This window comes from Mucilaginibacter tolerans, assembly GCF_030519375.1.
GTDB lineage: Bacteria > Bacteroidota > Bacteroidia > Sphingobacteriales > Sphingobacteriaceae > Mucilaginibacter.
The window spans coordinates 419076-431573 of record NZ_JAUMKB010000001.1 but is presented as its reverse complement, the minus strand read 5'-3'; the positions used below and the strand labels follow the sequence as shown (position 1 = coordinate 431573).

At 41.6% G+C, this 12498-nt stretch carries 13 protein-coding genes and 1 tRNA gene; 12 read left to right on the top strand and 2 right to left on the bottom strand.

The annotated features are described in order from the left end of the window. The first annotated feature begins 88 nt into the window (after positions 1-88). The 4 genes from Q3A68_RS02140 to obgE all read left to right on the top strand — a co-directional run bounded on the left by Q3A68_RS02140 (position 89) and on the right by obgE (position 2488). Positions 89-550: a redoxin domain-containing protein gene (locus Q3A68_RS02140; protein WP_302899362.1), complete on the top strand. Its 462-nt coding sequence runs from the start codon at positions 89-91 to the stop codon at positions 548-550. Between the two features lie 108 nt (positions 551-658). After that, a tRNA-Arg gene (locus tag Q3A68_RS02135) sits at positions 659-732 on the top strand. A 66-nt stretch (positions 733-798) separates the two neighbouring features. Then, the gene (locus Q3A68_RS02130; protein WP_302899361.1) at positions 799-1371 is read left to right on the top strand and encodes an adenylate kinase; all 573 of its coding nucleotides are present in this window, start codon (positions 799-801) and stop codon (positions 1369-1371) included. A gap of 118 nt (positions 1372-1489) precedes the next feature. Then, a complete protein-coding gene (gene obgE / locus Q3A68_RS02125) occupies positions 1490-2488 on the top strand; it encodes a GTPase ObgE (RefSeq protein ID WP_302899360.1) in 999 nt (332 codons plus the stop codon). Positions 2489-2526: 38 nt separating this feature from the next. Here obgE and Q3A68_RS02120 read toward each other — a convergent pair whose 3' ends face one another. Together Q3A68_RS02120 and Q3A68_RS02115 are read right to left on the bottom strand one after the other, a co-directional pair. Next, a complete protein-coding gene (locus Q3A68_RS02120; RefSeq protein ID WP_302899359.1) occupies positions 2527-2886 on the bottom strand; it encodes a DoxX family protein in 360 nt (119 codons plus the stop codon). 66 nt (positions 2887-2952) lie between these two features. After that, positions 2953-3516, bottom strand: a complete 564-nt coding sequence (locus Q3A68_RS02115; RefSeq protein WP_302899358.1) for a Crp/Fnr family transcriptional regulator — start codon at positions 3514-3516, stop codon at positions 2953-2955. A 52-nt stretch (positions 3517-3568) separates the two neighbouring features. On the opposite strand from Q3A68_RS02115, the gene Q3A68_RS02110 reads away from it, so the two are divergent. The 8 genes from Q3A68_RS02110 (at position 3569) to Q3A68_RS02075 (ending at position 12498) form a co-directional block, all read left to right on the top strand. After that, positions 3569-3766, top strand: coding sequence for a hypothetical protein (locus tag Q3A68_RS02110; protein ID WP_302899357.1), 198 nt, complete (start codon positions 3569-3571; stop codon positions 3764-3766). Between the two features lie 149 nt (positions 3767-3915). Next, positions 3916-4632 carry a glycosyltransferase family 2 protein gene (locus Q3A68_RS02105; protein WP_302899356.1) on the top strand — a complete coding sequence of 239 codons (717 nt, stop codon included), beginning with the start codon at positions 3916-3918 and terminating at the stop codon, positions 4630-4632. A 72-nt stretch (positions 4633-4704) separates the two neighbouring features. Further along, a complete protein-coding gene (locus Q3A68_RS02100; RefSeq protein WP_302899355.1) occupies positions 4705-5808 on the top strand; it encodes an MraY family glycosyltransferase in 1104 nt (367 codons plus the stop codon). A gap of 251 nt (positions 5809-6059) precedes the next feature. After that, positions 6060-7748, top strand: coding sequence for a hypothetical protein (locus tag Q3A68_RS02095; RefSeq protein ID WP_302899354.1), 1689 nt, complete (start codon positions 6060-6062; stop codon positions 7746-7748). Positions 7749-7837: 89 nt separating this feature from the next. After that, positions 7838-8854, top strand: coding sequence for a type I glyceraldehyde-3-phosphate dehydrogenase (gap, locus tag Q3A68_RS02090; RefSeq protein ID WP_302899353.1), 1017 nt, complete (start codon positions 7838-7840; stop codon positions 8852-8854). Continuing rightward, positions 8832-9266 carry a GNAT family N-acetyltransferase gene (locus tag Q3A68_RS02085; protein WP_302899352.1) on the top strand — a complete coding sequence of 145 codons (435 nt, stop codon included), beginning with the start codon at positions 8832-8834 and terminating at the stop codon, positions 9264-9266. The genes gap and Q3A68_RS02085 overlap by 23 nt, the downstream gene beginning before the upstream one ends. 86 nt (positions 9267-9352) lie before the next feature. Continuing rightward, entirely contained in the window at positions 9353-10543 is a 1191-nt protein-coding gene (locus Q3A68_RS02080) for a phosphoglycerate kinase (protein ID WP_302899351.1), read from the top strand. Between the two features lie 89 nt (positions 10544-10632). Further along, entirely contained in the window at positions 10633-12498 is a 1866-nt protein-coding gene (locus Q3A68_RS02075; RefSeq protein WP_302899350.1) for a CocE/NonD family hydrolase, read from the top strand.

The window sequence follows — 12498 nt, the reverse complement described above, 5'->3', positions numbered from 1 at the left end:
TCAACGGAGTCTTACACCTCAATGTAAAAAAATTAATAGGGCAATGTAGTTTGTTTATTTATTGGTTATTTGCCGAAAAAAATCTTTTATGGCAATTCAACCAGGTCAGCTTGCACCTCAATTTACATTAGTATCATCCGATAAAAAGGAAATATCGTTATCTGATTTTAAAGGCAAAAAGATAGTGCTTCACTTTTTTCCGATGGCATTTACCAGTGTTTGCACAGCTCAGTTATGTACTATGCGTGATAATTTTGGTTATTACGATGGTCTGAATGCACAGGTGCTGGGTATATCAGTCGACTCACCTTTTACATTGGCAAAATTCAAGGCAGAAAATAATTACCAGTTTCCGTTACTGTCAGACTTCAATAAAACAGTATCACCTGCGTATGGTGCATGGTACGAAGAATTTGTGTTAGGACTAAAAGGCGTATCAAAACGTGCTGCGTTTGTGATTGATCAAGACCAGAAAGTGATCTATGCCGAGGTGTTGGATGTAGCCGGCGACATGCCCGATTTTAATGCAATTGCCGAGGCTGTAAAGTAATTTCAAAAAAATTATTACTGTTTAAAAAGAAATCCTATTTTTGCAGTCCGTTTGAAAAAGCGCCTGTTTAACTAAGACGCACTTTTTGACGGGAATATATAAAATGTTGCACTTGTAGCTCAATTGGATAGAGCATCTGACTACGGATCAGAAGGTTAGGGGTTCGACTCCCTTCAAGTGCACAAAAAAATTTTAGGCCTTTCTGTACTGCACCGGAAGGCCTTTTAAATTTCAACCAACAACTATATATGCTGAATTTAGTTCTGTTTGGTCCTCCAGGGGCCGGTAAGGGTACGCAATCAAAAAATCTTATCGACAAATACGGTTTAATTCACCTTTCAACGGGCGATTTATTACGTGGCGAAATAGCTGAAGGAACTGAATTGGGTTTGGAAGCTAAAAAGCTGATGGACGAGGGCAAATTGGTTCCGGATGCGGTAGTTATCGGTATGATCAGCCATAAACTGGATGCTAATAAGGATGCCAAAGGCTTCATTTTTGATGGTTTTCCACGTACAGTTGCTCAAGCTGCAGCGCTGGATGAATTACTGGAAAGCAAAGGCTCTTCTATTACAGCAATGGTCGCTCTTGAAGTAAATGATAATGAACTGGAGCATCGTTTGTTGTTGCGTGGTAAGGATTCAGGCAGATCAGATGATGCTAACCCGGAAATCATCCGCAAGCGTATCAAAGAATATAATGATAAAACTGCCCCTGTTGCTGATTTTTACAGAGGTCAGGATAAATTCAATAGCATCAATGGTATCGGCTCTATCGACGAGATATTTGCCGCTATCAGCGAGGTGACTGAAAAATATTAAGATAATAAATCTTTAAAGCGCTGTATCCGGGAAACTACCCCCGGATATTTTTGTTTAATAAAAATTCATTTCGGATAAAAAATAAATCCCAAATCGTAAATCTAAAATCGTAAATCGAGTGGCTCAAGGTTCAAATTTTGTTGATTATGTGAAGATATGTTGCCGGTCAGGGCATGGCGGGGCGGGTTCTGCACATTTACATCGTGATATTTTAACCTCAAAAGGCGGTCCAGACGGTGGAGATGGCGGTCGTGGCGGTAATGTGATTGTAAAAGGTAATGCCCAGTTGTGGACATTGCTTCATCTTAAATTTCGCAAACATGTTATCGCGGGGGATGGCGATTCGGGCGGCAGCGCGTTACGCTCAGGTAAAACAGGACGCGACGAGATTTTAGAAGTGCCCCTTGGCACCATCGCCAAAAATGCTGAGACCGGAGAAACCATATTCGAAATCACTCAAGATGGTGAAACCAAAATATTAACACCCGGTGGTCGAGGTGGCTTGGGTAACTGGCATTTTAAATCTGCAACGCAGCAAACCCCGCGATTTGCACAGCCCGGAGAGCCAGGTCGCGAAGACTGGAATATACTGGAATTAAAGCTGCTGGCAGATGTTGGTTTAGTGGGATTCCCGAATGCGGGTAAATCGACCTTGTTATCTGTCGTTTCAGCGGCGAAGCCCGAGATAGCTGATTATGCTTTTACCACCCTTGTGCCGAATCTGGGCATTGTGGCGTATCGCAACAATAAATCTTTTGTGATGGCCGATATCCCGGGGATTATTGAAGGGGCGTCACAAGGCAAAGGATTAGGCTTTCGCTTTTTACGCCATATCGAGCGTAACTCGGTATTGTTGTTTATGATTCCTGCTGATACAAGCCGTGCTATTAAAGAAGAGTACGATATCCTGCTGAAAGAACTAAAAGAATATAACCCGGAATTGGTACACAAGCCACGCGTGCTGGCGGTTACCAAATCAGATATGCTGGATGCTGAATTACAGGCCGAAATGAAAAAGGAGCTGCCAAAGGGTATCCCGGCTGTGTTTATATCGTCCGTGGCTCAGAAGGGATTGGATGAATTGAAGGATCTGCTTTGGAAAGAGATCAATAAGTAGCATAACCCGGTTTATAGCCGGTTTTTTTGTTGAATAAATTAAAATCTATACCAAGCAATTAGCACACATAACAGCAGTAGAATACAATTATTAACCACATTTTTGGGTTCATGTCGGTTATAGTGGACCCGTGCTGCTAGTGCCATGATTATTGCAAAACCAATAGCTGATACCGGGGTAAGTTTTGGAGAAATATTTAATGCTAGCGGTAGAATAAGGCCGATTGACCCTAATATTTCAATGATACCGATAAAGCGGGTTAATGCCATAGGCAGACCTTCAACGCCGGTTTGCCCTATAGCTACCAGTTTTTGCTCCGAATAAATTGACTTACTGATGCCTGAATACAGGAAGGCTGCTGCAACCAATGCCTGTAATATCCAAAATAGAGTGTTCATGTCGATTTGATTTTTAATCAAAGTTCAGCAGTATTGCTGTGGAACCTTTTGACATTAATCAAAAAATCAAACTTGCGAACGGATACGGCTTAAAGTTTCCTGGGTAATGCCAAGATAGGAGGCAATCATTCCTAAAGGCACTCTTAATATAAACGAAGGGTTGGTTTTCATCAGAGTTTGATAGCGCTGTGGGGCGGTTTCAAAATGCTGGTCGTCAAACTTCTGCTGCATTTGCACCATGCCTGAGCTTACCAGCAGTCTGCCTAACTTTTCAATTTCATGAAAGCGGGCGTATAACTCTTCCAGTTTATCGTAACTGATTGCATATAAAACAGAGGACTCTAATAATTCAATTATTCGTCGGTCGGGCTTACGGGTGATGAAACTTACTATAGAGCATGCAAAGGAGTTTTCGGCGCTTATCCAGTCGGTAATGTCTTTGCCATCTTTAAAATAATACGTGCGGGTCAAACCACTTTCTACAAAATAAAGATAGTTACAAACGGTATCTTCCTTTACCAGTACATGCCCTTTGGGAAGCTCCATTTTCTTTACAGCAGTTGCAAAAGCCGCTTTGCTTTCACCTGAAAGATGGATAAACCGGGAAAGTACAGCAAAGAATGCTTCCATTAGCGTCGATCTAAAGACTTAAACCAAATATCGGATAGATTGGTAAATTAATATGAAAACCAAAGATAAACCAATTAAAAAAGCGAGCAGGAGTCCTGTAACGGAGGCAAAAGGGCACCCCGACGGCCCAGGTTTGACAGAAATGATAAATGGAGAAGAGGAGAAAGAGTTGAGAAGAAAAAAGGAAGTGAAGCAGGGCGGTCCTTCCGGCGGACCAATACCCGTTATAAGGCAAAACTTAGTTATTTAGCTTTATAAATTATATACTTGGCGCTCAGCATATACACTTAAGCTGCATATTTATTTATCTTGTGCAGCAATTCCGAAAGTGCCATAATTTGGTTATTTTAAAAGTGTATTTTTCCAGAAATGCAGGGTCCGAAAATTTCAATTATAACTGTGGCATATAATGCCCAAAACACCATAGAACGTTGCATAAATTCCGTGTTGCAGCAAAGTTTAAAAAACATCCAATACATTATAGTTGATGGCGGCTCGACAGATGATACGATTAAAATAATTGATAAATACAGCACAAATGTCGACGCTTTTATATCAGAACCTGATAATGGTATTTACGACGCAATGAATAAAGGTATTGCACTGGCTACCGGTGATGTTATTGGCACAATTAATGCAGATGATTTCTTTGCGGATAATGATGTGCTGTATAACATAGCAAAGGTATTTGCCGAACAAGATACTGCGATAATATACGGTGACCTTGATTACATTGATCCCAACGACAAGGTTATCCGCAAATGGCGTTCAGGAAAGTATAGAAAAGGAATATTTAATTGGGGGTGGATGCCCCCTCATCCTACATTTTATTGCAAGAGAAGTCTATTCGAAAAATTAGGCGGTTACAAACTTGATTATGGAAGTGCAGGCGATTACGAGTTGATGTTAAGATTTATTCATCAGAATAATATTAATGCATATTATTTGAATAAGGTGCTTATAAAGATGGTAGTTGGTGGTATAAGTAACAAAAGCTTAGGGAACCGCGTACAAGCTATGCGTTTTGATCTCAAAGCCATGAAAAATAATAGTATTTTTTTGCCGATAGTTACGATATTACTTAAACCTTTACGTAAAATAGCACAATTTTTTTAGGACAAACAGAAATTTTATTAACTTGGACACCGGTTTTAAATGTAACTGATCGACCTATAACTTTTATTCTCAATGACGGAATATTTACATTCATATCACTTAGTGTATTATATTACAATAGTCGTTTTTTCTATTATCGTCACAATTATTGCGATACCCTCTATACTTCATGTGGCACGCGCACGGCATTTGTATGATGATCTGGGCCATTTCAGAAAACAACATGATCACGGAATTCCGAGGTTAGGTGGAGTAGCTATTTTCGTAAGTTTTACCATTACCTCGCTGCTGTTTAGTATGACAGATAAGTCGTTGCCTATAAACTACCTGCTTACAGCATGTATTATTCTGTTTGCAATGGGTTTAAAGGACGATCTGTCCGGGGTTAACTCACGTACTAAATTTTTCATCCAGTTTTTAGCATCATTAATTCTGGTGGTTATGGGTAATATACGCCTTACCAGTATGTACGGCGTTTTTGGCATCGGCGATCTGCCCTATTGGCCAAGCGTCGCCCTGACTGTGCTCACGATTATTTTGATTGTAAATGCCTTTAATCTGATAGATGGAATTGATAGTTTGGCCGGTGCCACAGGTGTTGTGGCAAATGCGTGTTTTGCCGGACTGTTTATATACATGCATCAATATGAGCTTGGTGCAGTATCACTGGCTATGACGGGTGCTTTAATAGGATTCCTGAGGTTTAATATCACCCCGGCAAAAATATTTATGGGCGATACCGGTTCATTACTTATCGGCCTGATCTCAGCAGTAATGGCCATTAAATTTATCGAATTAAATAAATTTACTACAGTGAAATCGCCCGATGTTTATTCGGCTCCAGCCCTGTCGGTAGCTATTTTAATAGGACCAATATTTGATACATTAAGAGTATTTATACTTCGCGTTTACAGCGGCGTATCGCCGTTTAAAGCTGACCGTAAACATATTCATCATCGTATGTTAAAGCTTGGTTTTACACATCTGCAAACAGCAATGATATTAATTGCACTGAATTTGCTTTGTGTAGTTCTGGCTTTGGTATTCAGTTCTTACGGTAATTCTATATTGCTTGGCCTTATTCTGACGGTTTGCCTGTTATTTAACTGGGCAGTGTCCTTTTTTATCAGGTCAAAAGAACGCGAAAACCTTGCTTTACGCAATTTATTCGTTTAGAAATCCATAACTTTTTTTGCCATTTTTTTTATTTTTAATATCCACATTTTTTTTTGAAAAATGTGGTAAACTTTTCATGCTTTAGTGTACTGAACTGCATTATCCAGCCGTATATTTAAACCATCCGTAACGTCCTTTTCAAGATTTAAGTGACCGGGATTTTTGAGCAGACTCACAGGAATATATTAAACTTTTTGCGGAACTCATACACTGAGTTTCAGGCTTATTTCGGACAAGGATAATTAGGGATTATGACGGCTTATACACACTATTTTAACAGGCTTTTGGGTGGTAGTTTTCTGCGCTGGAGTAGTTCGCCCAAAACAATCGTTGAACATAGCGCCTCAAAGCAGACTGGGCTTCAACCGGGTGGGACTGAAATGCGAGCTTTTGATAATGATCTTCAAATTGCTTTACCCGCAGAAAAAAATGATTTCTTAGCTGAAGAAATAAAAACCCCCATTGCAGATACTCCAATAGCCAAACCCCTTTATTCCCCCTTCTGGTTTTGGAACAGCAATTTGGCTGATGAACTCGCTTTAGAGTTTATAAGAGAGGGCGATGCTGAAAAAGCATTGAGTATTTGGGAAAAAGCCCTTCTTCCAAAAGATAAAAAGAAACTCATCCAGGCTGTATTGATTGGCGACCTGATCAGTCAATCGTCTGATTGGCTGGAAGAAAAAGATGAATTTCATTCGCTGACAAAAAATGCTGATGAATATATCATCTCGAGAGAAAAAAAAACAGGCTCATCCATTCCATGTGTATTTGCCGATTTAAATTACGAAGATAACTGGACAATAGAGGTAGATACAAAATGGTTTGAGGGAGTGGATAAATATAGTTATGGTATCGTTTTCGGCAGGGAGCAAAATAGCTATTATAGCTTCGTGATTACCGGCAATGGGCACTTTAGCCTGGTGCAGCACACTAAAGGCGATTATAAAGAGATCATCCCGTGGAAAACAGCTTTCGCCATAAATCAACGTTCATCCAATCATTTACTCTTGAAGAAGACGGATGACCAAGTCGGTCTATATATCAACGATAATTATGTCGGATCGGTTAAGAGTGAACCTTTTTTTGGAAAAGGGTTTGGTTTCAAGGTTTGGGGTAATCAAAAAGTGTCATTCAGCAAATTTAGGTTCTGTAATTTTGTTGAGGACGAGGCAAAGTTTAAAATTACCAAAGAGAATTATAGCTGCATCAAAAATCTCTCGATGCTTAATCTAGGTCTGGCAACCAAAAACGGAGGGTTTCATGCGGATGAATTTAAAAAAGGGATTGAACTGGCTAAACTCTTCTATACTTCAAAACAAAAGGAAAGCTACGCAAAATCAGTAGGCGGCGAGCAGTATTTTTATCATCCCGAAAAGACTATTCAGTTTTATCTGACTGAGGTTGTAGACTCGGTGAAGAAATACGTGGATAAGCAACGAGGCATATCTACAAGCGATCTTTTGAATCTTTTCTCTGATTTCCCGGCTGAAATCAGGCAGCTATTTAGCAGTATCTTTTTCTCTGGCCGTATCCAAAAAATTGACAGGGAAATTGATGCCGCAAAAGCCACGAAAAAGACGAATGCTGCAGAAGCAGCCGATGCGGGGAAAAGATTAGTGAAAAGTACCCGCGAGGATATCCTGTATCTAAGGACCTTTTTAGGTGAGGGCAACGCGGAATATGGAGATGTCGCAGATCGACTGGCACGAGCCATTATGCAATGCGGTATCGATTATTACAGCCGTATGTTTGATGTGGATTACAAGATTGCTAATACCAATATCGAGCTATACCTGCCTGAACATAGATATGCGCTCAACATTGCAGTATCCGGCAAAATAAAAGAGCGATTGAAAGAGGTACTGAACCTGTACCAAAAAATAATAAGAGAAGCGAAGGAAAGAAATTCCTGCAAAAAAGATAAAAGGGTGATCGCGTAGCTTATATTCCTGTTTCTTATTGTAATATGACATTCGCCAATCCAATGCCTTTTGATATTTGTGTACTTTTGTCATAAATATCAATTGTTATGAGGGTAGCTATTAACGGATTTGGACGTATAGGGAGAATATTCCTGCGTAGTGTGCTTTCTAAGCCCGGTATCGAGGTGGTTGCGATCAATGACCTGACCGATACCGAAACATTGGCGCACCTGTTCAAATACGATTCTGTTCATCGTACATTCAAAGGGACTATAAAATGCGACTCGGGCAATTTGTATATTGATCGTAAACAGATAAAAATCTTGTCCGAAAAGGACCCGGCAAATCTTCCCTGGAAAGAATTGAATATCGACCTCGTAATCGAGTCTACTGGTAAGTTTACCTCTAAACATGGCGCAAGTCAGCATTTGTTAGCAGGTGCAAAGCAGGTGATCATTTCTGCGCCATCACCCGATAAAATTATTCCTACTATTGTAATTGGCGTAAACGACATTAATTTTGATCTGTGGGCACCTATCATCTCCAATGCATCATGCACCACCAATAATGTTGCGGCTATGGTGAAGATATTGGAAGATAACTGGGGAATTGTTGATGGTTACATTACCACGGTACATTCCATGACCGGCGACCAGAATCTGCACGATGCCCCCCATAAAGATCTCCGGCGTGCCCGGGCGGCGTCGGCGTCAATTATACCTACTACAACCGGCGCAGCTAAAGCTATCACCAACATATTCCCTCACTTGGAAGGAAAATTAGGAGGTGCAGGAATCCGGGTGCCTGTATTGAATGGCTCTTTGACGGATTTTACCTGTAGCCTGAAAAAGCAGACTACAGTTGAAGAGCTCAACCGGGCGTTCAAAGCAGCAGCCGAAGGCCCAATGAAAAATGTGCTGGAGTATACTGAGGACCCGATAGTTTCTACTGACATATTAGATAATCCGCATAGCTGCATTTTTGATGCGAAACTTACTTCGATAGTTGGCGGATTGGTGAAAGTGGTGGGTTGGTATGACAATGAAACGGGCTACTCGAGCCGTCTGGCCGACCTGGTAGCAAAAATAAGTGTAGCAAAGCATGATCAGGTTTATTCAGGCTGATGATGTGCTAGCCATCCGTAACGAGGTATTGCGCGAGGGCCGGTTAACACTGGATGAATGCCGTTTTCCCAATGACGATGCTGAAGGCGCCTTTCATTTAGGCTATTTTGATGATAATCAACTGGTTTGCATTGCGTCATTTCATCCGCAGATTTATAAAGGATTGCCGGGCAAAGCTTACCAATTACGGGGCATGGCAACCCTTGAGAGCCATCGTGGCCAAGGTTTTGGTAATCAGCTTGTGAATTTTGCAATCGTTTATATGCGCGGGCAAAAAGTGAATTACATTTGGTGTAATGCCCGGAAAAAAGCAGTTCCTTTCTATAGAAGCCTTGGTTTTGAGACCATCTCCGACGAGTTTGATGTACCCGGAATAGGGCCGCATTATGTGCTCTATTTAAAGATTCAGTAGCCCCAAACACCTTTTTCATTTTTGCGTTCAGAATTTAGAATTAAATGCTGAATTTGGCGGTCCGTAAAACAACGCCCTAAAACAATATGAAAACAGTAGATCAAATAAACTTTTTGGGGAAAAAAGCCCTGATCAGGGTTGATTTTAACGTCCCATTAGATAAGGACTATAATATTACAGACGATAACCGGATGACAGCCGCTATGCCAACCATCAAAAAGATTTTGAAGGATGGGGGCGAAGTGATCCTGATGTCACACCTGGGAAGACCAAAAGATGGTCCGACAGAGAAATATTCACTGAAGCATTTGGTTCCGCATTTATCTGATCTGCTGGGTCAGCAGGTTGAATTTGCTGATGATTGTATCGGTGCTGAAGCCATTGAAAAAGCAAAAGACTTGGCAAAAGGGCAGGTACTGTTGCTGGAAAACCTTCGTTTCTACAAAGAAGAAGAAAAAGGCGATATAGAGTTCGCTAAAAAGCTCGCTGCTTTGGGTGATGTATATGTAAACGACGCCTTTGGTACAGCACACCGCGCGCATGCATCTACAGCTGTTATTGCGCAATTCTTCCCTGAAGCAAAATGCTTCGGTTACCTGATGGCTGCCGAATTAGCCAACGCCGAAAAGGTATTGAACAATGCTGAAAAACCTTTCACCGCTATTATGGGGGGTGCTAAGGTATCTGACAAGATCGAACTGATAGAACGCCTGATGGATAAAGTGGATAACCTGATCATCGGTGGAGGTATGGCTTATACTTTTGCCAAGGCACAGGGGGGGCATATTGGAAAATCACTCGTTGAGGAAGATAAATTGGATCTTGCGAACAGCCTTATCGAAAAAGCTAAGACAAAAGGTGTAAATCTTTTATTGCCGACAGATTCGATTATTGCGGATAACTTTTCAAACGATGCAAATACAGACACGGCAAACAACGACAATATAAAGGACGGTTGGATGGGCCTGGATATCGGTCCGGCTTCTATCAAAGTATTCAGCAAAGTGGTTGAAGGTTCAAAAACCATTTTATGGAATGGCCCGATGGGCGTTTTCGAGATGGAGAAATTTGAACAAGGCACTAAGGCTATTGCCGAGGCAGTAGTTAGTGCAACTGAAAATGGTGCTTTTTCGCTGATCGGTGGCGGCGATTCAGCTGCGGCTGTGGCCAAATTCAACCTGACCAACGAAGTAAGCTATGTATCAACAGGCGGCGGCGCACTGCTTGAATACATGGAAGGCAAGGAATTACCAGGCGTAAAAGCCATCAATGAATAAGTCTTTTTAGGTAACGTTTTTGTGACAGCCCCGGAATTCCGGGGCTTTTTGTTTTTATTACCTTTGATATTACTAACCCTCAATAATTAATGAAGAGACATTTACTTCTGGCTTTAAGCTTGATGCTTTTAGCTATCTGCTCTCAAGCTCAGCAAAATATTTCAGATGCTGACTATGTGAAAGCAAACTACCAGAAATACGAATACCAGGTGCCGATGCGCGACGGCAAAAAGTTGTTTACCTCGGTATACGTACCAAAAGATCAATCCAAAAAATACCCGATCATGATGGACAGGACGCCGTATAGCGTTGCACCATATGGTACTGATAAATATAAAGGTTCGCTTGGTCCGTCATCACTGTTTTTGCATGACGGTTTTATCTTTGTCTACCAGGATGTGCGCGGACGCTGGATGAGCGAGGGTACATTTGAAGAAATGACGCCTGAAAAGGAAGTGCATAAAACGAAAAAGGATGTAGATGAAGGTACTGATACCTATGACACCATCGACTGGCTCATCAAAACCATCCCGAATAATAACGGCAAAGTAGGGGTATGGGGCATATCTTATCCAGGCTTTTTCACTACAGCATCTTTATTAAGTCGTCACCCGGCATTGGCTGCTGCCTCACCTCAGGCACCTATGGCTGATCTGTATAGAGATGATGCATTCCATAACGGGGCGTTTATGCTGGTGGCCAACTTTGGCTTTTATCCTGGTTTTACCAACAGGCAGGATGATAAACCCACGCAGCGGCAGGGTAGCAGGTTCAACTATGGCACAGCCGATGGCTATGATTTCTACCTGAAAATGGGCTCAGTGAAAAACTCCAACGACAAATATTATAAGGATACTATCCGCTTGTGGAACGAAATGCTGGATCACCCGAACTATGATCAGCATTGGAAGGACCGCAATGTACTTTATCACCTGCATGATATTAAAACCCCGACGCTAGTTACCGGCGGCTGGTATGATGCGGAAGACTTGTATGGCGCAATCAATACCTATAAAACATTGGTAAAAGAGAACCCTAATACCCCAGTTTACTTTACGATGGGGCCATGGGTGCACGGTGGCTGGTCACGTGGCGATGGGGATCATTTGGGCGATGTGTTTTTTGGTGGTCCGACCGGGCCATTTTATCGCGAGAAGATAGAGTTTGCATTCTTCAGTCATTACCTGAAAGGCACCGATATGGATCTTCCTAAAATATCTGCTTTTGAAACAGGCGTTAACCAATGGAAGAAATACAACGTATGGCCGCCTAAAGAAGCTGAGGAAAAAAACTTGTATCTGTTGCCGGCAGGGAAATTATCATTCGATGCACCAACTTCAACAGATAGTTTTGATGAGTTTATCTCCGATCCCAACAAGCCTGTTCCATTTTATAACAATACCACTCTGGGTATGCAGCGTGAATATATGACAGGTGACCAGCGCTTCGCTTCGAGCAGGCCGGATGTCCTGACTTATCAGACTGATGTATTAGATCATGATGTAACCCTTGCCGGAAATATTCGGGCCGATCTGAAAGTAGCCATTACCGGAACGGATGCAGACTGGGTGGTAAAAGTAATTGATGTTTATCCTGACTCTGCTAAAAATAACCAGTTTACCAGTAAAGAGGTATATATGTCCCACTATGAGCAAATGGTGCGCAGTGAAGCAATACGGGGTAAATTCCGCAACGGATTTGATAAACCCGAGCCATTTGTTCCAGGAAAGGTAACCCCGGTAAACTTTGAGCTACAGGATGTGCTGCACACGTTTAAAAAGGGCCACCGCGTTATGGTGCAGGTACAAAGCACCTGGTTCCCGCTGATTGACCGCAATACACAGCAGTTCCAGGACATAATGAAAGCGAAGGACACTGATTTTAAGAAAGAAACACATAAAGTGTATACCTCGAAAGAGCATCCGAGTTTTTTGAAGGTGAGGGTGATGAATTGA